The following is a 21,623-nucleotide window of genomic DNA, read 5'->3' on the forward strand; positions in this document are numbered from 1 at the left end:
ACCGCTCATGGTGCGACAGCGTCCATCGCCTGCACCAATTGCCGGTTGAACTGCGCCGGCTCTTCCATCTGCGGCGCATGCCCCATGCCCGGGAACACGATCAGGCGGCTGCCCGGTATCAAGGCGGCGGCCTGCTTGCCCAATACCGCATACTTGCCCAGCCTGGCTTTCACCTCGGGCGGCGCGATATCGCTGCCGATCGCGGTGGTGTCGGCGTCGCCGATCATCAACACGGTAGGCACCGCCAGTTTTGGAAACTCGTAGATGACCGGCTGGGTAAAGATCATGTCGTAGATCAACGCCGAATTCCAGGCCACCAGCTGCTTGCCCGGCCCCGCGTTCAGGCCGGCCAGCATGTCGACCCAGCGCTCGTATTCCGGTTTCCAGCGCCCGCCGTAATAGGTCGCTTTTTCATAGCTGCGCACGCTGTCGGCCGTCAGTTTGAGTTCGCGCTCGTGCCACTGGTTAACCGTACGGTACGGCACGCCCAGCGCTTTCCAGTCTTCCAGCCCGATCGGGTTGACCATCACCAGCTGCGACACCGCTTGTGGATACATCAACGCGTAGCGCGTGGCCAGCATGCCGCCAGTCGAATGGGCCACCAGCACGGCACGCTTCACGCCCGCCTGCTGCAACAGGCCGGCGGTATTCGCGGCCAGTTGCTGGAAGGTGTATTGATAGTGCGCCGGTTTGCTTGAAGCGCAAAAGCCGATCTGGTCGGGCGCGATCACGCGATAGCCGGCGCCGCGCAGGGCCGTGATCTGGCTGTCCCAGGTCGCGCCGCAGAAGTTTTTCCCGTGCATCAGCACGGCTGTCTTGCCATTGGCTGCTGCCGTAGGCGCCACGTCCATATACGCCATCTGCAGCTGCTCGCCCTGCGAAGTGAAGTTGTAATGCCGTATCGGGTGCGGATAGCTGAAGCCTTGCAGCTCCGCCCCGTAAGTGGTGGCGGCCTGGACCGGCGAGAAGGTGGCGGCCAGCAACAGGCCGGCAAGCGTGGAAAGACGAGGCGTCATCGTTGAGTGCTCCCGGAAAATGGCGAACAGCCAGTCTAACCGATGCCAAACGCTGTGTCGCCGCGCAAGGCAAACGGCACAGCCCTGGCCCAGCGGTTGGACGACAGCGAAAACGCGAGCGACCGGACCTGGTGGTACCAGCCGGCCGGCACATACAGCATGTCACCCGCTTCGACCAGGACTACGATCATGGTGGCCTGGCGCGCCAGCGGAAAGCGCTCGTAGTCGGGCGCTTCGGGGTCAAACGGCGAGCCGAACAGAATCGCGTTCGCTTCGCGCGGATACAGGAATTCTTCGTGGTGCGGTGGCGACAGGATGATGCGCTTGCTGCCCCATAGTTGCGCGAACAGATTGTCGTCGTAGTCGCAGTGCAGCGGCGTGACCGTGCCGGCCGGCCCCAGCCAGTAGCGCGGCGGGCCGATCTTGTCGAAATACGCGGGCCAGTGGCACAGGCTGTTCAGTTCGCGCAGCTCCAGGTTGCCCAGATACGGCGGCAAGTCATGCAAGTCGTGCACCTTCTGCGCCACCAGGTCAAGGTATTCCAGCATCGACATATCCTGCATCGCCCGGTCGGGCGCGAACGCGGTATTGATATAGTCGCCCACACGCGCGCGCACCGGCAAATGGCTGTAGCGTTCGCGCAAGGTTTGCGGAGTCAGCTGGCACAAAGGCCAGCGTTTCGCCGCGCCCGCCATCAGGAACGGCAGGCCTTGCGCGGCAAGCGTGCGGAAACGGGCAGCGTCTAGCAACCCCACGCGCGGCACTTCAGTGATGGCTGGCAAGCTGCGCGCGGCGCGCTTGATGGCCTCGCGCATGGCGTCGATTGACGGCACGCCGCGTACCTGTGCGTCTTTCTGTGCGCGCGCCTGTTTTTTGGCGAGCGCCTCTTCTGGCGTCAGGGGAAGCGCAATGCGGGGAGGCAAGCGTTGTTGCAATATGGTTTTTTCTCTCGGCATAGGATAGCAAGGTGGTCGCGCTACGGTGCGGCGTCAGAGATGCAGGCTATCGAGAAAGGCGCGGATCGGCGCATGGCAGGCTTGCGGCGTGCTCATGTGCGGGCAATGGCCCAGGTTGTCGATGACCTGCAAGCTGCTGTGCGGCATCTGCGCGCACAGATAGTCGCCGACCGGCACCGGTGCGATAAAGTCGTCATCGCATTGCACGACCAGCACCGGCGTGGTGTTGCGCGGCAAATCGGCGCGATGGTCTGACAGGAAAGTGGTGCGCGCAAAATGCAGGGCGATGGTTGGGTCGGTGCGGCAAAAGCTGTGCACCAGCTCCTGGCCCAGCGCGGGCTGCCCCGGTGCACCCATGATGGCCGGAGCCATGGCACTGGCCCAGCCCACGTAATTGCTTTCCATGGCGCCCAGCAGCTCGTCGATATCGGCGCGCGAAAAGCCGCCATGGTAGCCATCCACAGGGTCGTCGATATAGCAGGCGGAAGGCGCCAGCATGATTTGTGCGGCAAAGCGCTGCGGTTCGGCAATCGAGGCCAGCAACGCTATCATCGAGCTGACCGAGTGGCCGATGCAGATGACGGGGCCATCACCCACAGCTTTGATCACTGCCAGCAAATCATCAGCGTGCGCATGCAGGCTGGTATAGCGCTCGAAGTCATAGGCGGACAAATCGGAACTGCCGCATCCTGTCAGGTCGAACAGCACGGTGCGATAGCGATCGCGGAACATCGGCTCCAGGTAGCGCCACATGCTCTGGTCGCAGCCAAAGCCATGCGCGAACACGATCGTTGCCACTGCCTCGGTGGCCGGCTCATTGATGCGGATATTATTGCGCTGTTCAATACGCATGCCGGTCTCGCCTTCCATTGACTGTCAAGAATGCCTGTTACTTGACGGGATCTTAACATGGGGCCGCCCGTGAATGGCAATGAGAATCGGCGCGCCGAGCTGCTTGCCAAACCGCATCATGCAGCGGATAATGAGAACGATTCCCATTATTGCAAATCCATCACATCTTACTTTCGCGCGCTGTCACGGACACGCCCGTGTTTCTGAAGACTGCTACCGCATGCGCGCTTTCTGGACCGTTGTACACCGCTGGGCCGGCCTTGCCATCGCCCTGTTCCTGATCATTGCCGGCCTGACCGGCGCCGTCACCTCGTGGGACCACGAGCTTGACGAATGGCTCAACGCCGACATCATGGAAACGCCCGGGCGCGGCGCGCTGCAGCAGCCCTTTGTGCTGGCCGAAAAAGTGGCGGCTGCCGATCCGCGCGTGGAAGTCAATTACATCACCCTGGGCCTCGAAGAAGGCCATGCGGCGCAGTTCATGGTGCGCCCCTTGAACGATACGGCTACCGGCAAGCCTTTCGTGCTCGACTACAACACCGTCTACGTCGACCCCGTCACCGCGCAGATCACCGGCACGCGCGACTCGACCGCCATTTCCCTGTCGCGCCGCAGCCTGATGCCGTTCCTGCGCCATTTGCACTACAGCCTGCACGTGCCGGCCTTCTGGGGCACGGACCGCTGGGGCTACTGGCTGATGGGCACCGTTGCGCTGGTCTGGCTGCTCGACAGCATGGTGGCGTTATACCTGACCACGCCGCGCCGGCTGCGCGCCCGCGCGCCCGATGACAGCGCGCCCCATCGCAGCCCCGCAACCTGGTGGCAGCGCTGGAAACCGTCCTGGCTGCTGCGCTGGGCGGCCGGCGGCTACAAGCTCAATTTCGACCTGCACCGTGCGGGCGGACTGTGGGTCTGGGCCATCATCATCGTGGTGGCGTTCACCTCGTTCTCGCTGAACCTGTACCGCGAAGTGTTTTACCCGGTCATGTCGCTGGTCTCGACAACCACGCCAGGGCCGTATGAAACCCAAACCCCGGCACCGTTCGGCACCTATCTCAAACCGGTGATCGGCTTCGAGCAGGCGGTCGCGATTGCAAAAAAGGCAGCGGTACAGCGCGGCATCACCGCACCGATCGGCGGCATCTATTATGGCGGCGACTATTCCTTCTATAACGTGTCCTTCTTCGACCCGGCCGACGAATTTGGCAGCGCCGGCATGGGCCTGTCGAACCTGTATGTCGACGGCATGAACGGCAGCATCATCGGCCAGCACAAGCCATGGGAAGGCACGGCCGCCGACGTCTTCGTGCAACTGCAATTCCCGCTGCACTCGGGCCGCATCCTCGGCCTGCCGGGACGTATCCTGATGTCGTTTATGGGCGTGATGGTGGCCATGCTGTCGGTGACCGGCATCGTCATCTGGGAGCGCAAGCGGCGCGCGCGCCGGCTGCAGGCGCACAAGCTGAAGGCGACGCGAGCCTAGCTACTACGGTGCAAGTCGGCCGTTGGATACCGCGCTTTGCCGCTGTCAGGCGCCAGCGTGCTCCCTGCTGACCAGCGCAAGCAAGCTCTCTATGCGGTTGCCATCGCAGCACACCGCCACGCCATCGCCAAACTCCGGCACCGTCAAACGCGTCAGCACGCTGCCAGGTGGCATTTCCAGCGCCAGCCGCGCACCGCGCTCCCAGGCCAGGCGTACCGTATCGGCCCAGTGCACGCGCCGCGCCATATTCAGGGCCAGGCTGTCGCAGATGCGAGCCGGGTCGAACAAGGTGCGCGCTGCGCTGCTGCTCAGATAAACCAGTTGCGGCCGGCGCAGCGTCACTTTGTCGAAATCGGCGCGCAGTTGCTGCGCGGCGGCGTCGAACAAAGGGCTGTGCGAGGGCACGCTGACGGCCAGCCGTTCGGCCTTGCTGGCGCCATGCGACAAGGCCAGCGCCATCACGGCCTGCAAACCGGCGTCGCTGCCGGCGATCGCGATCTGGCGCCGTGCGTTCAGATTGGCGACATATACCGGCGTGGCCGCCGTATGGACGCGGGCCACCAGCGCTTCGAGCTGCGCGGTGCCCAGGCCGATAATCGCCGCCATGCCATGGCCGCTCGGGTAGGCTTCCTCCATCAACTGCCCGCGGCGCGCCACCAACTGCACGGCGTCGGCAAAATCGAGGGCGCCAGCGACCACCGCCGCCGGATACTCGCCAATCGAAAATCCGGCCACCATGTCCGGCAGCGCGCCCTGCAACGCCAGCGAACGCGCCATTGCCACGCCGGCGATCAGCAGGCACAGTTGCACTGCCCGTGTCGAAGCCAGCGCCACTGCCGTGTCGAGCAGCAAGGGATCCTGTTTCAGCACCTCGGCCGCTTCCGCCACGGTGGCGGCCACCGCCGCATCGCCGGGCAGCGCACGCAGCATGCCGGCTCGCTGGGCGCCCTGCCCTGGAAAGGTAAACAACACGCTCATGACATCACGCTCATACAAGCTCCCAAGGCGTGGCCGTCAACACCGGCCCCTGGTCGGTTTTCAACAGGATCTTGCTGCGCCCCGCCGCCCATTCCGCATACGCAAGCCCGCCATGGCCGGTATCGATCTGCAGATCGAGCCGGCAGGCGGTCACGGCGGCGGCGATGACGGCCAGCGCTTGCGTTTGCGCCGCGTCGGGTGGCGCATCGATGCGCAGCACCAGGTCCAGGTCACTGTCGGCGCGCAGCACCGGCAGGCTGCTGGCCAGCGCAAAACCGACGCCACCGGTCGGCCCCCAGGCCCAGCCGGTGGCGTCGAGCAGCGGCGCCACGATGCGCAAAGCTGCCAGTGCGGCGCAGTCGTTGCCGTCAACCGGCAAGGCAGACAGCATTTCTGGCGTCACGCAACGCAACACGCTGGAGGCTTCGATCTCGCAGGCATGGCGCTCGCTGCGTACTGTGCCACGCAGTCCCACCGGTATGCGTCCTGGCGCGACCACGGCACGGCGCACTACCACTGGTGCCTGCCGCAGCCAGTCCTGGGTGGCCCACGATGGCGCAGAAGGCACGCTATCGAGCCAAAGCAAATCATGTGCCCGGTAGCCGTGCATCAGGCGACCACCGCCTTGACGGCAAAGAACAGCAGCGATGGTCCCAGCAAACAGCCCAGGCCCGTATGAAACGTCGCCACCAGCGCACCATACGGCACCAGCCGGCGGTCGGTGGCGGCCAGGCCGGCCGACACGCCGGAAACAGTGCCGGCCAGGCCGCCGAACACCATCGCCGAGCGTGGTGTTTTCAGGCGCAGGAACCGCGCCGCGGCGGGCGTGCCGACCATCACCAGGATGGCCTTGATCAGGCCTGCAGCGATGCTGAGCGCCATCACGTCGGAAGTCGCGCCGATGGCCGCACCCGTGACGGGGCCAACGATATAGGTGACGGCGCCGGCGCCGATGGTGGTCATGCTGACGGCGTCCGAGTAACCAAACGCATAGGCGATGCAGGCGCCGACCAGGAACGGCAGCACCACTCCCAGCATCAGCGCCACCACCCCGATCAGGCCCGCCTTGCGCGCCTCGGTGGCCTGCACTTCGAAGGCCGTGGCGACGATGGCGAAGTCGCGCAGCATGGCGCCGCCCATCAGGCCGATACCGCCAAACAGCGACAAATCGGCCAGGCCCTTGTGGCCGCCACTGTGAATGCCGCCCCAGTAGGCCAGCCCCAGGCCGATCACGATGGCGATCGCCGAGCCGTGCACGCGGCCCATGGTCAGGTATTTGGACAGCGCCACCGATAGCAGCATGATCAGGCCGACGAAAGCGAAGGCAGTCACCAGGCCGTTATGGATGGCGGCTTTTTCAAAGATCTCAAGCATGACGGTGCTCCTTTGCCAGCGTTGAGTCGGTTTTCAAACCATCAACTTCGGCGGCGGCAACTGCGGCCGGGCTTTCCATGCGGTTGATCAGCGAGATCACGCCGCCACAGACAATCACGGAACCGACAGCGGCCAGCAGGGCGACCGGCCCACCGCGCAGCGCCGCCACCACATCCTGCTGGGCCGCCATGGCGACCACCACCGGGATATACATGGCGCCCCAGTATTCGACGCCGCGCTCGGTCATTTGCGGCAGCCAGCCGCGCCGCTGCATGTAGAGCCGCGCGCAGATCAGCAGCAGCATGGCAATGCCGACCCCGCCGACATTGGTTTTCACGCCCATCAGCTGCCCGAGCAGGTCGCCCAGGAAGATGCCGAGCAAATGGCACAAGGCCAGTAGTGCGGTTCCGTAAATGATCATGGTATGTCTCCGTTATAGGATAGGAATGACTTGCTTGTCTTCTCTTTTGCTACCAATACGCTTACCACTGCTGCCGTAACACCTCCCTGACTCTGGCCGATGCCTGCCGGTGCGGCGCGCCCAGCCGGCTGGCCAGACCCCGTTCGGGGTCAAGACGGATATCGGCCAGCGCCGCCTGCAGGCTGGCTGCCACCTGCGCCACATCCTCCGGTGATGGCGCATCAGGCTGCGCCACCTTCAAGCTGCGCCACAGCAGGCCCAGGGTCGCGTAATTGCCGATGTCATACGCCATCGGCGGTATCGTCGCCGCCAGCGCTTCAAGCGCTTCCACCGTGCGCAAGGTAATGCGCGCGGCCGAGGCCTTGCCCATGGCATGCACCATCACCTGCGGGTCGTCGAGGGCGATCAGGCGGTTGGCCTGGTAGCCATGCGCCAGGAAAGCGCCCGACATGGCCTTGCCGACGATCAGGCCAATCACCGGATGGCCGGCCAGCCGCGCTTCGGCATACGCCCCGGCCGCGCCGGCCAGCGCCTGGTGGATGCCATAGGCTTCCTCGCGCCGGCCATAGGCCTGGCTGGCGACGTCGATCACGGCGACGATCGGCCGTTTGACCGGCAGCGCGCGGTCCGCCAGCACCACCTGTTGCACCGCACGCGCCAGTTGCCAGCCTTCGACCAGGCCGATTTCACCGGTGCGCGCGCGCGTAAAACGGTTCTCCGGATCGGGCAGCACGGCGATATGGCGCGCCATTTCGCCGCCCAGTGGCGCATCGACGACACGTACCGACGGCGGATAGTCGGGCAGCGCCTGGGCGTGATCCGTCAGGGCCGCCAGCCAGATGGCGCCGCGGCTGGTTTCTGTAGTACTGTTCATGAGGCATCTCCTTTGCTGTAAATGGTGCGTACGGCGTCGGGCGTGGCCTGCACGGTAGCGTCGACTGCAGACAGGCGAGCCAGGAACAGGTCGGCCTGCCCGCTGCGGTGCTGCTGCGGCAAGCCGCGGGCAAACAGCTCCGCTACCGTGGCGCGGATCTGCGCCGTGTCGTCCTCGACATAGGCGTCGGCCAGGCCGGTATCAAAACGCTGCTCGCCGCCCGTCAGGCTCCAGATGAATGGTTTGTTGCGCGAGTCGAATTCCTCCACGCCGGCCTCCTGCTCGATCACGGCCGGGCCATTCAGGCCCAGCCGCGCTTCGCGTGTCACCACCAGGTAGCTGCACAAGCCCGCAGCAACTGACATGCCGCCGTAGCAGCCCACGGTGCCGGCGGTAATGCCGATCACCGGCTGGTAGCGCCGCAGGTCAACGATCGCCGCCTGGATCTCGGCAATCGCGGCCAGGCCCAGGTTGGCCTCCTGCAGGCGCACACCGCCCGTCTCGAACAGAATCACGGCGCGCGTCGGCACGCCCTGGCGGTTGTCGTGCGCCGCCAGTTCCAGCGCGCCGGCGATCTTTGCGCCACCGACTTCGCCCATGCTGCCGCCCTGGTAGCCGCCTTCAATCGCCAGCACCACCGCCGGTTGGCCGTCGAACAGGCCCTTGGCCACCACCACGCCATCGTCCGCCTGGGCAGTAACACCCTGCTGTGGCAGCCACGGCGAAGCTAGGCCGCAGAACGGGTCGAGCAGTTCGCGCATGCTACCGGCGTCCAGCAGGGCCCTGGCCCGGCTGCGCGCGCCGCGTTCGATAAAGCTGTCGCGCTGCAAAAGTTGTTGGATGGTGCTCATGGCTGGCCCTCCGGCTTGATTTCTTCATAGGCCTGCTCGATGCGCATGCGCACCACGCCAGGCGTGGCGCCGCAGTCGTTGATGACGATACTGGCCGCCGGCAGCAGTTCACCGGTAAATACCCGTGCCAGCAGCGCATCCCACACGGTGCCCTTGCCGTCGACCGAGGTGTTGACCACGATGCGGGTCACGCCATCGCTGGCCGGCTGCAGCAGCACTTCCAGGTCGCCCGAGCCGACCACGCCAGCCAGGGCGCGCCCGGCAGCCGGCGGCCCGGCAGGAAAGGTATAGTCACGCTTTTCCATGCTGTTCTCCCATTTCAAGGCTATCGAGGAACAAGGCCGCCGCCAGCAGGTCCGCCGCGCCGCCCGGCGAGACATTCAGATCCAGCATCGCCGCTTCCAGCGCCAGCAGCGCCCGTGTACCCGGCCGTGTGCCAGCGCCACCGTTGGCCAGCACCGCTGCCGCGCCAGCTTGCACTGCCAGCAAGGCGGCCACGCCACCGCGCGACAGTACGCAGGTGTCGTCCAGACTGGCGACAATCGCCAGCAAGGCATTCAGGCGCGCCGTGGTGTCGTTGTCGCCGCGCGCACGCGCAGCACGCAAGGCCGGCAAACCCACATCCAGAACATGCGGAAAACCGGCCAGCGCCTGGCCGCGTGCGCCGCCCACCTGGTACTGGCGGCAGGCCAGCTGGCCCTTGTTGCCGGTATCAAGCGGTGCACTGCGATCCGTCAGCCGCGCCAGGGCGCCGGCCCGCGCCGCCACCGCCGTTGGTACCAAAGAGTCGCCGCGCTCTTGCAACTGTGCCGCCGCCGTCACCAGCAGGCCCAACGCCCAGATCGCGCCGCGGTGGGTATTGACGCCGCCGGTGGCCGCCATCATCACCGCCTCGCCTTGGCGGCCGATGGCGCCGATACGCTGGCGCAGCGCGTCGTCATCGTCGGCTGCTGCCCCGGCCCCGGCCTCGGCCATGGCCTGGAATACCGGCTGCAGCGCGCAGGCCGAATGACACATCAGGGCCCAGTTCAGGTCCTGGTGGGCGCCACGGCTGCGCAAATCGACCAGGCCCGGTTTCGGGGTCAAGGTCACTTCGTCGAGCAGCGCCTGCAGCACCTGGCGCGCCAGCGTCGCGGTTTTATTCCTTATCATCATGGTGTTCATTACCAGCTCCTGAATTTGGCGGGTGGTTGATACAGGCCGTCGGACCATTCGACCAAGTCGGCAATGCTTTTCGCCGCCAACAAGGAACGGCTTGCCTCGCCGCGCTGCACGCCAATATCCTCGGGCAGCGCGATCAGGCCGTCGCTGCGCAGTTTTGCCGTGGTCTTCGGATCGTGGCGCAGGCCGATCGGTGTCACGCCGGCTACCGCCGCCAGCATGGCCTTGCGTTCGTCGAGCGAGCGCGCCTTGTACAGATAGGCGATGCCCTCCTCGGTCAGCACGTGGGTCACGTCGTCGCCATAGATCATCACTGGCGCCAGCGGCATGCCGCTGGCCTTGCCGACCGCGACCGCATCGAGCGACTCGACTATCGTCGGGTGGCCGCCATCCTGGAAGGTTTCCACCATCTGCACCACCAGCTTCTTGCCGCGCGCCAGGGGGTCGTCGGTCTCGATCAGATCCAGCCAGGCGGGGGTCGGGTGGCGCCGGCCGTGCGGGTCGTGGCCCATGTTGGGCGCGCCGCCAAAGCCGGCCAGCCGGCCATTGGTGACGGTGGACGAATTACCCACGCCATCCATCTGCAGGGTGGCGCCGATAAACAGGTCGACCGCATACTGGCCGGCCAGCTGGCACAGCGCGCGGTTCGAGCGCATCGAGCCATCGCGGCCCGTAAAAAACACATCGGGCCGGGCCGCCGCATAGCCTTCCATGCCCAGTTCCGCGCCGAAGCAGTGCACGCTCTCGACCCAGCCCGTCTCGATGGCCGGAATCAGGGTCGGATGCGGGTTCAGCACCCAGTTGCGGCAGATCTTGCCCTTCAGCCCAAGCTTCTCGCCATAGGTCGGCAGTATCAGTTCGATGGCGGCGGTATTGAAGCCGATGCCATGATTGAGCGACTGCACCTGGTGTTTTTCATACACGCCACGGATCGCCATCATCGCCATCAGCACATGTACCGGCTTGATCACGCGCGGGTCGCGGGTAAACAAGGGCTCGATAAAAAACGGTTTGTCCGCTTCGACCACGAAGTCGATCCACGAGCCGGGCACGTCAACCCGCGGCAAATCGCTGACATCGTCAACGATCTGGTTGACCTGGGCGATCACGATGCCGTCGCGAAAAGCCGCCGATTCGACCAGGGTCGGCGTATCTTCCGTGCTCGGCCCCGTGTACAGATTGCCCTGGCGGTCGGCCATATAGCCGGCCACCATGACCACGTTGGGCGTCAGGTCGACGAACAAGCGCGCATACAGTTCGATATAGGTGTGGATGGCGCCCACTTCCAGCAAACCGTCCTGCAGGAACTGGGCGATGCGCAGGCTTTGCGTGCCGGCGAACGAGAAATCGAGCTTGCGGGCGATGCCGCGTTCAAACAGGTCCAGGTGCTCGGGCAGGCTGACGCTCGGCATAATCAGGTGCAAGTGATTGATCTTGTCCGGATTGACGCGGGTCAGCATGCGCGCCAGAAAATCCGCCTGCTTCTGGTTATTGCCTTCCAAAACCACGCGGTCGCCGGGCGCCAGCAGCGCTTCCAGCACGGCCACCATATCGCCCTGTTGCAGCACCGGTCCGTTTGCATACTGGCGTACGGCTTCCAGGCGACGCCGCTTCTCGGTGCGGCGCGTATCCCAGCTTTTGCGTTCCGCTTTGGGCTGCACTGGCGCCCGTGTGGCGGTTGACATATTGCCTCCGTTTTTAGCTATCGAACCTGCACGATAGTGAAAAGGCGGCTTCGCTACAATCAAGCTGCTACCATGTTCATTACTCTCACGTTAATGAACTAACGACAATCACGGTGATCCATGGCCATCAACGAAGAAATCACGCTGAAAAAGCTCGAAGTATTTTTGAGTTTTATGGAATTGAACAACCTGGCGCGGGTAGCCGACGCGCTGGGCCAGAGCGCCGTCAGCGTGCACCGCGCCCTGCATTCGCTTGAAGAGGGCCTGCGCTGCCCCCTGTTCAAGCGCGAGGGCCGCAGCCTGATCCCGCTGCATGCGGCCTACACCTTTGCCGAATCGGCACGCCGCGCGCTGGCCGAATGCGAGGAAGGCGTGCGCAAGGTGCGTGAAATATCGGGCATCAACCCGGTGCGCCTGAAAATCGGCTCGCTCTATTCATTGACCCTGCACTGCATTCCGCAGCTGGTCATCGCCCTGAAACTGCGCCGCCCCGGCCTCGATATCGACCTGACCCTGGGCTCGAACCGTGAACTGCTGCAAAACCTGGCTGATGGCCGGCTGGACGCCATTATTATCGGTGTACAGGAAGACGAACACCATGCCGGGCTGGTATCGGTGCCGCTGTTCCAGGATGACGTCTACCTGGCCGCGCCATTGAACTCACCATATACAGGCAGGGCCTCGATCGATTTGCAGGCACTGCGCGACGAAAAGTTCGTCACATTGAATGAAGGCTTTGTCACCTCGCAAAGCTTCAACCATGCGTTCGAGCTGGCTGGCTTCGCGCCGGACACCGCGATGCGCGTCGGCGATATCTTTTCGCTGATTAACCTCGTCAGCGGCGGTATCGGCTACAGCCTGCTGCCGGGACGCGTGCGCGCCTTCAGCTCACGCATCGAATTGATACCGCTCGACGCACCTTACGGCTCGCACCAGCAAATTACGCTGCTGATGCTGAGTAGCCGCGAGCGCGATGCTAATTTGCTGGCGTTGGCGGCGGAGTGCCGCCTATACGGCAAACGCGGCAGTTTTGCCAGCAATTAATGCAATCGAACATTACTACACGGTAATAATGAGTTCAAGTAGGAAATATTTATTCTGTGTATAATCGGCCCCTTTGGTCATATCTGATCGGCAAGCTAGTTGCCTACCTGTATAGCTGAACCAGCTCTTCTGCGCCCCAGCCTTGCGCCGCCTCACCCTATTCCCGATGCTGCCGCCCTGGTGCCTGCCCGCTTTTTCCGTGCGTCGCCCGCCCTGACTAACCGCATTACCTTTCTGCTCATTTTTGTCAATGACGCGCCAGCGCGAACGATCCCGATTGCCGCGCAGCCGTTGCACGCAAAAGAAAAATATTTGAAGAAGCTTAACGATGAACACGACCCTCAAGTTCCGCATCGCCGCCATTATCGGCGTCATATCCATCATCACGCTCATCATTGGCCTTATCGGCCTGTACGGCATGAGCGCCTCCAACCAGGGATTGAAAACGGTCTATGAAGACCGCACAGTCGCCTTGGAACAGCTATCGAGAGTCGATCGCCTGCTGCTCAGAAACCGCTACACCATCGCCGAATTGCTGGCAACGCCGCGCGACCAGGACATCAAGCCCGCTGCCGACCGCCTGAGCCATGACCTCGACGAGGTCGATCGTGTCTGGAAGCTGTATGCCGCCACCTATCTGACACCGACGGAAACGCAACTGGCCGCCACCTTCGTCGCTGACTTCCAGAAGTATAAAAACGACATTGACTTGCCGATAGCCGCCAGGCTGGCAGCGAACGATATCGAAGGCCTGCGGCCGCTGTTCGCCATGTCGCTGACGCGCAGCGCGCCGATCAGGGATACCATCACCAGCCTGCGCCAGCTGCAGGTCGACGTGGCGAAGCAGGAGTACGACAAGGCGACTGCGACCTATCGGCAAGTCAAGCTGCTCGCCCTCGCACTGATCGTCGGCGGCCTGCTGGCGTCCATCCTGATGGGCTACCGGCTGATACGCCAGGTGTACGCCCAGCTTGGCGGCGAACCGGCTTATACCGTGCAGATCGTGCAGCGCATCGCGGCCGGTGACCTTGGTGGTGATCTGGCACTGCGCGCCGGTGACACCAGCAGCGTGCTGGCAGCAATGAGCAGGATGCGCGGCAATCTGGTCAGTACGGTCGGCGATATCCGCCAGGCCTCCGAAACCATCGCCACCGCCTCGGGCCAGATCGCCGCCGGCAACGCCGACCTGTCTGCACGCACGGAAAGCCAGGCAGGCTCCCTGGAAGAAACGGCATCTTCAATGGAAGAGCTGACCGCCACCGTCAGGCACAACCGCGACAATTCCCTGCACGCCAATCAGCTGGCGCAATCGGCTTCCGCCGTGGCCCGCAAAGGCGGCCAGGAAGTCGCCCAGGTTGTCGATACCATGGCCGCGATCAATCAGTCGGCGAAAAAGATTGTCGACATCATCAGCGTCATCGATGGCATCGCTTTCCAGACCAATATCCTGGCCCTGAACGCGGCCGTCGAAGCGGCGCGCGCCGGGGAACAAGGACGTGGTTTCGCCGTGGTAGCGAGCGAGGTGAGGAATCTGGCGCAACGCTCGGCCAGCGCCGCCAAGGAGATCAAGGTATTGATCGGGGCCTCGGTAGCACAGGTCGAAGCCGGCAGCAAGATTGTCGACCAGGCCGGCGTGACGATCGCCGAAGTGGTCACCAGCATCGCGCGCATGACCGAACTGATGGGTGAAATCAATGTCGCCGCAGGCGAGCAGGACGCCGGCATCAGCCAGATCAATGAAGCCATTACCGATATGGATGGCGTTACACAGCAAAATGCCGCGCTGGTCGAGGAAGCAGCAGCAGCCGCCGGCTCGCTCGAACAGCAGACGGTGCAGCTGACGAAACTGGTCAGCGTGTTTACACTACCGGCCAGGTAACGCAACTGCGCGCGTTCGCAGTAGCCGCTCTCGCACTGGTCGGCGGCGCGGCGCGCTTCGGCGACGATTTTATCCCGCAGGGCCGCATCGGGCTTTTTAGGCTGCGTGGGAAGCAAGTTTCAGGATGGGAGGGAGAAGCCGCCATTTCAGCCTGTATAAAACCACTTCGGTTTGGCGGAGCGGGCAAACGTCATGCCGGCCAACGAAGCAGCCCTGTATTAACTCAAGTTGGAAATGTTCCGCGCAGATAGGTTTTCCAGAGATTATCGATGAAATCGCTCTCGATCTGATGGTCACACGCTTGGGCAATCAAGCCCATATCGTCCGACACGTATGCGGCGAGGTCGGCATTCTGCGCGGCTCGATACACCTTCTTGAACGTGAGCTCCCTGATCTGCTTCACCAGTGCACCCTCGGGTGGGCAGGATGCAGTTACTTTCCCGTAGCTGGCGCACCATGCGCCATCAAACTCTGGCAGGTGCCTGGCGTCCAGCTGAGCATCCCAGTCAGTATCGCTACTGAAAATAATCTCAAGAAAAAGGCCTTGATGTATGGCCTCCAAAATGTCGCTTGCGCTCATCATCTCGCTATCTTGCATTAAGTATTATGGACGCCGTCCGACATCATTGTCGGCCTGGCGCCAAATCCGGCGCAAGCAGGTCAACGCTATCCTTGCAAGGACAGGCATTGCCTGCTCAACGATCATGGTGCGCTGCGATCAAATCGCACTATCCCACGGCGCCGACAACCTGACGGCGCAATTGATCAGCCCCACCATCGAGTAAGTCTGCGGGAAATTGCCCCACATTTCGCCTGTCACCGGATGCGTGTCTTCGGACAGCAGGCCCAGGTGATTGCGCGCCTTCAGCATGGTTTCAAAGATCTGGCGTGCTTCGTCTTTCCTGCCGATGCGGGCCAGGGCGTCGATGCGCCAGAAGGTGCAGATATTGAAGGCCGTTTCAGGCTTGCCGAAGTCGTCCGGTGCTTCGTAGCGGCGCATGTAGGGACCGTCGCACAGCGATGCTTCCAGCGCGTCGACGGTAGCAATAAAGCGCGGGTCCATCGGGTCGATGAAGTTCACTTCCGCCATCAGCAGCACCGACGCGTCAAGGTCGCGCCCGCCCAGGCTTTCGGCGAAGGCCTGGCGCTCTTCGCTCCAGGCTTCGCGCAGCAGGCGTTCTCGGATCAGGGTGGCGCGGCTTTGCCAGTACGCTGCACGCTCGGGCAGTTCCAGCTTGTGGGCGACTTTCGACAGGCGGTCGCAGGCTGCCCAGCTCATCAGCATCGATGAGGTATGGACGCGGGCGCGCGTGCGCAACTCCCACATGCCGGCGTCAGGTTCTGCGTGCAATTTGAACGCTTGCTCGCCCACCGCTTCCAGGGCGGCGAACTCAGCCTTGCCGGCGCGCTGGAACAAACGGTGGTCAAGGAAAGCTTGCGCGGCGCCCAGCACGATATTGCCGTAGACGTCGTGCTGGAAGTGTTCCTGCGCCTGGTTGCCCACGCGCACGGGGCCATTGCCTCGGTAGCCGGGCAGGTGCTCGACCAAGGATTCCGGCAGCATTTCTTCCAGGCCGATGCCGTACAGGGGCTGGATATGGCCGCCCTTGGAGCGGGCGACGATATTGGTCAGCCAGCGCAGGTATTCTTCCATCGTGCCCACTTCGGACAGGCTGTTGAGTGCGCGCACGACAAAAAAGGCGTCGCGCAGCCAGCAATAGCGGTAGTCCCAGTTGCGGCTGCTGCCCGGTGCTTCGGGGATGCTGGTGGTCATGGCGGCGATAATTGCGCCGGTATCCTCGTACAGCGACAGTTTCAGGGTAATCGCGGCGCGTATCACCACGTCCTGCCATTCCAGCGGCACGGCCAGGCGGCGCGTGTAGGTGCGCCAGTAGTTGATGGTGTCTTTTTCAAAGATGCGGGCCGTCTCGTCGATGCCACCGGCCAGGGTTTCGTCCGGACCCAGCAGGAAGTTTGCGGTCTTGTCGAGCACGAAATACGATTCGCTCAGTACATAGTTCAGCGATACATCAGTGTTCAGGCGCAAGGTTTGCGCCGGGCCTACATAGCGGATATGGTGGCTGCCCTGGGTGACCTGCGGTGCCAGCTTGCCCCAGTCGAAACGGGGACGCAAGCGCACGCGGATGCGCACGGCGCGGTCCAGGGGACGCACGCGGCGTATCAGCATCAATGGACGGAACATGCGGTCACGGCTGAGGAAGCGCGGGGCGAAATCGGTGATTTCCACGCCACGGCCTTCCGTGTCGTACAGGCGCGTGCGCAACACGGCCGTGTTCGGCTCATAAAACTGCTCGGTGCGCGCATAGTTTTCAATGTCAATACCCCACACGCTGCCGTTTTCGCTGGCGTCGAGCAAGGTATTGAAGACCGGGTCGCCATCGAAACGCGGCAGGCAGGACCAGACCACTTGGCCGGTCTGGTCGATCAGGGCACTGAAGGCGCAATTGCCCACCACGCCGCAGTTGAGGCTGGCCTGGGCCGGGGTCTGGCCGGCAATTGGCGCGGGCGCAGGGGCGCCACTGGGTGTTTCATAGGCTGTGGTCATCGGCTACTCCTTGAGTTGGGGGGATGCGGCAAGCACGGCCGCGTGCAGCAGCACGACGCGCAAGGCGGCCGGGCTGGCCAGCCTCAGCGACGCCACGCTGGCGCCGCTGCCGACCTTGACTCCTTGCCCGCCTGTCTGTTCGACATAGGCAAAGCCGGCTTCGTCGGTCGTGTCGTCGCCGGCAAATACGGCACGCCGGCCTGCAAACGGTGCTTCCTGCATGAAGGCGGCAATCGCACCTCCTTTATCGGTGGCGGCTGGCTTGGCTTCAAGCACCATTTTGCCATGCAACAGCAAAATACCGGGGCACGCTTGCACAGCGGCACTCATTTCCCGCATACACAACTCTTGCAACTCGGGCGCCAGACGGTAATGCAGGGCCACGGCGCCGCGCTTTTGTTCCACCAGCAAGCCGGGATACAAAGCAGCCAGTGCCTGTGCCCTGGCCAATACCGGCGCCACATCGGGCGTGGCCGCCAGCCGCAATTGGCCATCAGCGCCGCGCCGCTCCACGCCATGCACGCCTGCCACCGGCAACACCAGCGGCGCCAGCATGGCGTCGATCTGCGCCACCGGCCGGCCGGAAATAATCGCCAGCGCGCCATTGTGGCGTTTGGACAGCAGCGCCAGCGCCTCGGCCACGCCCGCTTCCAGGCGCACGCCATCGGGCGTGGGGGCCAGGTCGACCAGGGTACCGTCAAAGTCCAGGAAAATCGCGCAGCCGGAGGTATCAAGCAAGCCTGCCAGCAGCGCGCTGTCGTCGGTCAATCGATCTGTCGTTACCGCCATCAAACCCCCTTGCGCCGGCTCAGGCGGCGGTGAGCGTCGATCTTGGTCATGACTTTGTCACGCTGGCGCAGGCGCGAAGCGTCCAGCAGCATGCGGCCGGCCCAGCGGTACACATTGAAGTGTTTTACGCGCGCGCGCATGCTCTTCATGCGTTCGCGCTGTTCCACCGGCGGCATTACCAAGCCACGGTACAGGGCTTCCGCGCCCTGCTCGATATGGTAAGGATTGATGATCAGCGCTTCATGCAGTTCGCGCGCGGCGCCCGTGAATTGCGACAGCACCAGCACGCCCATCTCGTCTTCGCGTGCGGCGATGAATTCCTTGGCCACCAGGTTCATGCCGTCATGCAGACTGGTCACCATGCAGACCTCGGAGGCGCGGAAGTAACGCTGCAGCGCGTCCTGGCCATGGTGCTCGGCTTTCAGCAGGATAGGCACGTAGTCGCCGCTGCCGAAGCGGCGGTTGATGCGTTCGACCATTTTGCGCACGCGGGTGTCGAAGCTCTGGTATTCGTCCAGCGAAGCGCGGCTCGGTGCGGCAATCTGGATAAAGGTAAAGTGCCCCACCATGCCTGGCTGCTGCTCCAGCATGCGCTCGACCGCCTGGAAGCGCTCGACAATACCCTTGGTGTAATCAAGACGGTCAACGCCGATGCCCAGCAAATGGTCGGCCGGCACGCCCAGGGCGGCACGGATCTCGGCGCGGCAGGTGGCCACGTCGGGCAAGTTCGGGTCTTCGTCGGGCCAGGCGATCGAAATCGGATAATCCTCGACCTGCGTCATCTCGCCACCATAGGAAATGGTCGACGCTTCCGGCTCGATACGGGTTTCCAGGTAGCGGTCGACGGTTTCCAGGAAATTCTTTCGGTGGAATGGCGTATGGAAGCCCAGGATGGTGCTGCCCAGCAGGCCATCGAGAATTTCCTCGCGCCATGGGCAAATACCGAAGGACTCCGAGTTTGGCCAGGGGATATGCCAGAAAGTAATAATAGTGGCTTTCGGCAGCGCTTCACGCACCATGCGCGGCAGCAGTGCAAAGTGATAATCCTGCACCAGTACCACCGGGTTGTCGGTTTTCGCTTCCGCGATCACGGCGTCGGCAAAACGGCGGTTTACTTTCACATACTGATCCCAGTCCGACGAGCGGAACACCGGGCGCACGTGGGCGATATGGCACAGTGGCCACATGCCTTCGTTGGCGAAGCCATAGTAATAGCCCTGCTCTTCTTCTTCCGTCAGCCAGACGCGGCGCAAGGTATAGCTTGGATTGTCCGGCGGTACCGGAACATGGTCGAGCTTGTCCACGGTTTCGCGGTCGGCCGAGCCGGCGCCATGCGCGATCCAGGTACCCGAGCAGGCGCGCATCACCGCTTCCACGGCGGTGACCAGGCCACTGGCCGGGCGCTGCACCTTGATGCTGCCGTCGTCGGTTTTGGTATGAATATATGGCTCGCGATTCGACACCACCAGCACCTGGTCGCCGGCCAAATCCGCTTCGAGCAGGCCGCGCAGTTTTTCAGGGGTCCACTCGGAGGTCCAGCCGCTGTTTTCACCCTGGCGTTCCAAGTGGTATTCCTGCAGCAGTTCGCGCAGGTCGCCGATCAGCGGCTGCATCTCGGCCGGCGGGGGCGCGATGATGGCCGCTGGCGTGGCGTCGGTAGGTGCGGCCACGTTCTTCTTGGACAGCAACTCGCCGCGCAGCACGTCTTTCACGGCGGCCAGCCAGCCACGCCAGCTCAGGTGGGCGACAAACACGGTCATCAGCGAAATAACCACTGCCAGCACGGCCAGGAAGGCAAAAATAAACCGTTTGGTATCGTTATTGCGACGCTCGACAAAGCTCATGTCCTGTACCAGCACCAGGCGGCCCAGTTGCTGGGCATCACTCATCACAGGCGTTTCACTCAGGTGAACCTGGCCTTGTGGCAACTGCGCCAGCGACTTGTACAAGCCCCCGGAGGCAGGCGTGGTCCAGCAGCCGATCGAGGCCGGGTACTGGGCCGTCTTGTACAGCAACTTGCCGGCATTGTCACAAAAACCCAGCGCGACCAGGCGTTCGTCGCGCGTCGCGCCCTGGAACAGTTCATCGATACGGGCGGTGTCATTGGCCGGCAGGTATTCCGTCAGGGAGGGTCGCAAGGTCCCGGCGAGCAATTCGGCGCGGCTGTCGAGGTCGCGCACATACCAGCGCAAGGTAATGTTGTCGAGCAAGGGAACCACGATATACGCGAACAGTCCCAGTACAAGAGCGAGAGGCAGAATGAAACGCAAGGACATTCTGAGCGATCTTAAAATCATCATTTTCCTTTGCAAAAACTAAAAGCATGGCAAGTATGCCAATATTTTCCATGCCGCGTCGTTCTGTTGGTCTTCTTGCAGAGGCAACAATTGCCCGCAGTACGCACGACACGAGATACTTTTAGTATCACCCATGGCAAACGTCTTGTCCGTTAGGCTACGCACGCCCGGCTGCGCCAGCAGGCTTTAAAATATACATTTGCTGCAATTTACTTTACTTGTCATTAGGAGCTTTAGCCCATGGATCTCACCACCTACCATTCCTTGATGGGAGGACGGCTCGCTTCCGCAGTCACCGTTTTACTGAGCGCCATCATCGCCACCCTGATCGCCATGGCCGTGCACAGCGCCAGCATCAGCGTACTCAAACGGCTGGCCAACGGCCGCCCGTACACCACCAATATGTCGCGGTTGGCATTTCGCACCAGCCAGCTTTGCCTGATCATGTTCGGCCTGCGCATCGTGCTGGCCGGCGCCCCCGCAGACACTCCGGGCCTGGTGGGCCTGTCGCACCTGGCCAACGTGGCGCTGATCGTGGCGCTGACAGCGCTGGCCATGAAATGCATCGAATCGCTGAGCCTGACCATCGCCCAGCTGAACCCGGTCGACGTGGCGGACAACCTGCGCGCGCGCCGCCTGATCACGCAAGCGCGCGTGCTCACGCGCAGTGCGCAGGCCATCGTCATTATCCTGGGCTTGTCCTTCATCTTGCTGACCCTGCCCGGGGCGCGCCAGATCGGCGCCAGTTTGCTGGCCTCGGCTGGCGTGGCGGGCCTGGTGGCCGGTATTGCGGCCCGGCCGGTGCTGGGCAACTTTATCGCCGGCCTGCAGATTGCGTTTTCGCAGCCGATCCGCATCGATGACGTACTGATCGTCAATGGCGAATGGGGCCGCGTCGAGGAAATCAAGGGCACTTATGTGGTGGTACGCATCTGGGACGAACGCCGCATGATTGTGCCGCTGACCTGGTTTATCGAAAACCCGTTCGAAAACTGGACCCATACTTCGTCCACTATCCTCGGCACCGTGTTCCTGTGGCTGGACTTCAGCGTGCCGGTCGAGCCGCTGCGCGCCGAACTGGACCGCATCTGCCAGGCTTCCCGGCTGTGGGACCAGCGCGTGTGCAAGGTGCAAGTGACGGATGCCACCGACCGCGCCATGCAGCTGCGCTTTTTGGTCAGCGCCAACAATTCGGGCGACGCCTTCGAACTGCGCTGCGATATCCGCGAAGGCATTCTGGCCTATGTGGCACGGCATTACCCGGAAGGTTTGCCACGGCTGCGCTCTTCGATCGACTCGGTCGAGCTCAATACCACTGCAGCCAAGGTCATCAACCGCCCCGATGCGCTCGATACGATCATCGACGGCGCGCCGACGGCCAAGGTGTAAGCTGTCTT

General features: G+C 63.2%; 21 protein-coding genes. 4 read left to right on the top strand and 17 right to left on the bottom strand.

Annotated features, from left to right (window positions below):
* Positions 1 to 5: 5 nt before the first annotated feature.
* The 3 genes from ACQ4WM_RS00790 to ACQ4WM_RS00800 are packed head-to-tail and all read right to left on the bottom strand — an operon-like array spanning position 6 to position 2,824.
* Positions 6 to 1,016 carry an alpha/beta fold hydrolase gene (locus ACQ4WM_RS00790; protein ID WP_436544816.1) on the bottom strand — a complete coding sequence of 337 codons (1,011 nt, stop codon included), beginning with the start codon at positions 1,014 to 1,016 and terminating at the stop codon, positions 6 to 8.
* 35 nt (positions 1,017 to 1,051) lie between these two features.
* Positions 1,052 to 1,972, bottom strand: a complete 921-nt coding sequence (locus ACQ4WM_RS00795; protein WP_436544817.1) for a cupin-like domain-containing protein — start codon at positions 1,970 to 1,972, stop codon at positions 1,052 to 1,054.
* 33 nt (positions 1,973 to 2,005) lie between these two features.
* The gene (locus ACQ4WM_RS00800; protein ID WP_436544818.1) at positions 2,006 to 2,824 is read right to left on the bottom strand and encodes an alpha/beta fold hydrolase; all 819 of its coding nucleotides are present in this window, start codon (positions 2,822 to 2,824) and stop codon (positions 2,006 to 2,008) included.
* Positions 2,825 to 3,044: 220 nt separating this feature from the next.
* Between ACQ4WM_RS00800 and ACQ4WM_RS00805 the strand changes: the two genes are divergently transcribed.
* Entirely contained in the window at positions 3,045 to 4,307 is a 1,263-nt protein-coding gene (locus ACQ4WM_RS00805) for a PepSY-associated TM helix domain-containing protein (RefSeq protein ID WP_436544819.1), read from the top strand.
* Positions 4,308 to 4,352: 45 nt separating this feature from the next.
* Here ACQ4WM_RS00805 and mdcH read toward each other — a convergent pair whose 3' ends face one another.
* The 9 genes from mdcH to mdcA form a co-directional block, all read right to left on the bottom strand.
* Positions 4,353 to 5,285: a malonate decarboxylase subunit epsilon gene (gene mdcH, locus ACQ4WM_RS00810; RefSeq protein ID WP_436544820.1), complete on the bottom strand. Its 933-nt coding sequence runs from the start codon at positions 5,283 to 5,285 to the stop codon at positions 4,353 to 4,355.
* A gap of 10 nt (positions 5,286 to 5,295) precedes the next feature.
* Positions 5,296 to 5,895: a malonate decarboxylase holo-ACP synthase gene (locus ACQ4WM_RS00815; protein ID WP_436544821.1), complete on the bottom strand. Its 600-nt coding sequence runs from the start codon at positions 5,893 to 5,895 to the stop codon at positions 5,296 to 5,298.
* The gene (gene madM / locus ACQ4WM_RS00820; protein WP_436544822.1) at positions 5,895 to 6,659 is read right to left on the bottom strand and encodes a malonate transporter subunit MadM; all 765 of its coding nucleotides are present in this window, start codon (positions 6,657 to 6,659) and stop codon (positions 5,895 to 5,897) included. The genes ACQ4WM_RS00815 and madM overlap by 1 nt, the downstream gene beginning before the upstream one ends.
* Positions 6,652 to 7,080 carry a malonate transporter subunit MadL gene (gene madL / locus ACQ4WM_RS00825; protein WP_436544823.1) on the bottom strand — a complete coding sequence of 143 codons (429 nt, stop codon included), beginning with the start codon at positions 7,078 to 7,080 and terminating at the stop codon, positions 6,652 to 6,654. Before madL ends, madM begins: the two co-directional genes overlap by 8 nt.
* 61 nt (positions 7,081 to 7,141) lie before the next feature.
* Positions 7,142 to 7,954, bottom strand: a complete 813-nt coding sequence (gene mdcE / locus ACQ4WM_RS00830; protein ID WP_436544824.1) for a biotin-independent malonate decarboxylase subunit gamma — start codon at positions 7,952 to 7,954, stop codon at positions 7,142 to 7,144.
* On the bottom strand, positions 7,951 to 8,805 hold the full coding sequence (locus ACQ4WM_RS00835) for a biotin-independent malonate decarboxylase subunit beta (RefSeq protein ID WP_436544825.1): 855 nt from the start codon (positions 8,803 to 8,805) through the stop codon (positions 7,951 to 7,953). Before ACQ4WM_RS00835 ends, mdcE begins: the two co-directional genes overlap by 4 nt.
* On the bottom strand, positions 8,802 to 9,110 hold the full coding sequence (locus tag ACQ4WM_RS00840; RefSeq protein ID WP_436544826.1) for a malonate decarboxylase subunit delta: 309 nt from the start codon (positions 9,108 to 9,110) through the stop codon (positions 8,802 to 8,804). Before ACQ4WM_RS00840 ends, ACQ4WM_RS00835 begins: the two co-directional genes overlap by 4 nt.
* Positions 9,097 to 9,969: a triphosphoribosyl-dephospho-CoA synthase gene (locus tag ACQ4WM_RS00845; protein ID WP_436544827.1), complete on the bottom strand. Its 873-nt coding sequence runs from the start codon at positions 9,967 to 9,969 to the stop codon at positions 9,097 to 9,099. The genes ACQ4WM_RS00840 and ACQ4WM_RS00845 overlap by 14 nt, the downstream gene beginning before the upstream one ends.
* Positions 9,969 to 11,651, bottom strand: a complete 1,683-nt coding sequence (mdcA, locus tag ACQ4WM_RS00850) for a malonate decarboxylase subunit alpha (RefSeq protein ID WP_436544828.1) — start codon at positions 11,649 to 11,651, stop codon at positions 9,969 to 9,971. Before mdcA ends, ACQ4WM_RS00845 begins: the two co-directional genes overlap by 1 nt.
* A 120-nt stretch (positions 11,652 to 11,771) precedes the next feature.
* On the opposite strand from mdcA, the gene ACQ4WM_RS00855 reads away from it, so the two are divergent.
* Entirely contained in the window at positions 11,772 to 12,695 is a 924-nt protein-coding gene (locus tag ACQ4WM_RS00855; RefSeq protein WP_436544829.1) for a LysR family transcriptional regulator, read from the top strand.
* A 15-nt stretch (positions 12,696 to 12,710) separates the two neighbouring features.
* Here ACQ4WM_RS00855 and ACQ4WM_RS00860 read toward each other — a convergent pair whose 3' ends face one another.
* Positions 12,711 to 13,031 carry a hypothetical protein gene (locus ACQ4WM_RS00860; RefSeq protein WP_436544830.1) on the bottom strand — a complete coding sequence of 107 codons (321 nt, stop codon included), beginning with the start codon at positions 13,029 to 13,031 and terminating at the stop codon, positions 12,711 to 12,713.
* Between ACQ4WM_RS00860 and ACQ4WM_RS00865 the strand changes: the two genes are divergently transcribed.
* Positions 13,024 to 14,574 (top strand): methyl-accepting chemotaxis protein, encoded by a 1,551-nt coding sequence (locus ACQ4WM_RS00865; RefSeq protein ID WP_436544831.1) that lies wholly within the window; start codon positions 13,024 to 13,026, stop codon positions 14,572 to 14,574. The two genes, ACQ4WM_RS00860 and ACQ4WM_RS00865, sit on opposite strands and share 8 nt — an antisense overlap.
* A gap of 223 nt (positions 14,575 to 14,797) precedes the next feature.
* Here ACQ4WM_RS00865 and ACQ4WM_RS00870 read toward each other — a convergent pair whose 3' ends face one another.
* From ACQ4WM_RS00870 to ACQ4WM_RS00885, 4 genes are all read right to left on the bottom strand, one after another.
* The gene (locus tag ACQ4WM_RS00870) at positions 14,798 to 15,157 is read right to left on the bottom strand and encodes an immunity protein PIM1 family protein (RefSeq protein ID WP_436544832.1); all 360 of its coding nucleotides are present in this window, start codon (positions 15,155 to 15,157) and stop codon (positions 14,798 to 14,800) included.
* A 135-nt stretch (positions 15,158 to 15,292) separates the two neighbouring features.
* Positions 15,293 to 17,140 carry a glycoside hydrolase family 15 protein gene (locus tag ACQ4WM_RS00875; RefSeq protein WP_436544833.1) on the bottom strand — a complete coding sequence of 616 codons (1,848 nt, stop codon included), beginning with the start codon at positions 17,138 to 17,140 and terminating at the stop codon, positions 15,293 to 15,295.
* A 3-nt stretch (positions 17,141 to 17,143) separates the two neighbouring features.
* The gene (gene otsB, locus ACQ4WM_RS00880; RefSeq protein ID WP_436544834.1) at positions 17,144 to 17,929 is read right to left on the bottom strand and encodes a trehalose-phosphatase; all 786 of its coding nucleotides are present in this window, start codon (positions 17,927 to 17,929) and stop codon (positions 17,144 to 17,146) included.
* Complete coding sequence (locus ACQ4WM_RS00885) at positions 17,929 to 20,205, bottom strand: alpha,alpha-trehalose-phosphate synthase (UDP-forming) (protein WP_436544835.1); 2,277 nt, start codon at positions 20,203 to 20,205, stop codon at positions 17,929 to 17,931. The genes otsB and ACQ4WM_RS00885 overlap by 1 nt, the downstream gene beginning before the upstream one ends.
* A 261-nt stretch (positions 20,206 to 20,466) precedes the next feature.
* Between ACQ4WM_RS00885 and ACQ4WM_RS00890 the strand changes: the two genes are divergently transcribed.
* Complete coding sequence (locus ACQ4WM_RS00890) at positions 20,467 to 21,615, top strand: mechanosensitive ion channel family protein (RefSeq protein WP_436544836.1); 1,149 nt, start codon at positions 20,467 to 20,469, stop codon at positions 21,613 to 21,615.
* Positions 21,616 to 21,623 lie beyond the last annotated feature (8 nt).

It is taken from the genome of Janthinobacterium longum (assembly GCF_051380735.1).
Taxonomy (GTDB): domain Bacteria; phylum Pseudomonadota; class Gammaproteobacteria; order Burkholderiales; family Burkholderiaceae_D; genus Janthinobacterium.

Excerpts from the sequence above, each read along its gene's own strand:
- ACQ4WM_RS00805 (WP_436544819.1), top strand. The coding sequence starts at position 3,045 with ATGCGCGCTTTCTGGACCGTTGTACACCGCTGGGCCGGCCTTGCCATC.
- mdcE (WP_436544824.1), bottom strand. The coding sequence starts at position 7,954 with ATGAACAGTACTACAGAAACCAGCCGCGGCGCCATCTGGCTGGCGGCC.
- ACQ4WM_RS00885 (WP_436544835.1), bottom strand. The coding sequence starts at position 20,205 with ATGTCCTTGCGTTTCATTCTGCCTCTCGCTCTTGTACTGGGACTGTTC.
- ACQ4WM_RS00835 (WP_436544825.1), bottom strand. The coding sequence starts at position 8,805 with ATGAGCACCATCCAACAACTTTTGCAGCGCGACAGCTTTATCGAACGC.
- ACQ4WM_RS00790 (WP_436544816.1), bottom strand. The coding sequence starts at position 1,016 with ATGACGCCTCGTCTTTCCACGCTTGCCGGCCTGTTGCTGGCCGCCACC.
- ACQ4WM_RS00870 (WP_436544832.1), bottom strand. The coding sequence starts at position 15,157 with ATGATGAGCGCAAGCGACATTTTGGAGGCCATACATCAAGGCCTTTTT.
- ACQ4WM_RS00875 (WP_436544833.1), bottom strand. The coding sequence starts at position 17,140 with ATGACCACAGCCTATGAAACACCCAGTGGCGCCCCTGCGCCCGCGCCA.
- ACQ4WM_RS00855 (WP_436544829.1), top strand. The coding sequence starts at position 11,772 with ATGGCCATCAACGAAGAAATCACGCTGAAAAAGCTCGAAGTATTTTTG.
- ACQ4WM_RS00890 (WP_436544836.1), top strand. The coding sequence starts at position 20,467 with ATGGATCTCACCACCTACCATTCCTTGATGGGAGGACGGCTCGCTTCC.
- mdcH (WP_436544820.1), bottom strand. The coding sequence starts at position 5,285 with ATGAGCGTGTTGTTTACCTTTCCAGGGCAGGGCGCCCAGCGAGCCGGC.
- ACQ4WM_RS00845 (WP_436544827.1), bottom strand. The coding sequence starts at position 9,969 with ATGAACACCATGATGATAAGGAATAAAACCGCGACGCTGGCGCGCCAG.
- madL (WP_436544823.1), bottom strand. The coding sequence starts at position 7,080 with ATGATCATTTACGGAACCGCACTACTGGCCTTGTGCCATTTGCTCGGC.
- mdcA (WP_436544828.1), bottom strand. The coding sequence starts at position 11,651 with ATGTCAACCGCCACACGGGCGCCAGTGCAGCCCAAAGCGGAACGCAAA.
- madM (WP_436544822.1), bottom strand. The coding sequence starts at position 6,659 with ATGCTTGAGATCTTTGAAAAAGCCGCCATCCATAACGGCCTGGTGACT.
- ACQ4WM_RS00815 (WP_436544821.1), bottom strand. The coding sequence starts at position 5,895 with ATGCACGGCTACCGGGCACATGATTTGCTTTGGCTCGATAGCGTGCCT.
- ACQ4WM_RS00865 (WP_436544831.1), top strand. The coding sequence starts at position 13,024 with ATGAACACGACCCTCAAGTTCCGCATCGCCGCCATTATCGGCGTCATA.
- ACQ4WM_RS00800 (WP_436544818.1), bottom strand. The coding sequence starts at position 2,824 with ATGCGTATTGAACAGCGCAATAATATCCGCATCAATGAGCCGGCCACC.
- ACQ4WM_RS00840 (WP_436544826.1), bottom strand. The coding sequence starts at position 9,110 with ATGGAAAAGCGTGACTATACCTTTCCTGCCGGGCCGCCGGCTGCCGGG.
- otsB (WP_436544834.1), bottom strand. The coding sequence starts at position 17,929 with ATGGCGGTAACGACAGATCGATTGACCGACGACAGCGCGCTGCTGGCA.
- ACQ4WM_RS00795 (WP_436544817.1), bottom strand. The coding sequence starts at position 1,972 with ATGCCGAGAGAAAAAACCATATTGCAACAACGCTTGCCTCCCCGCATT.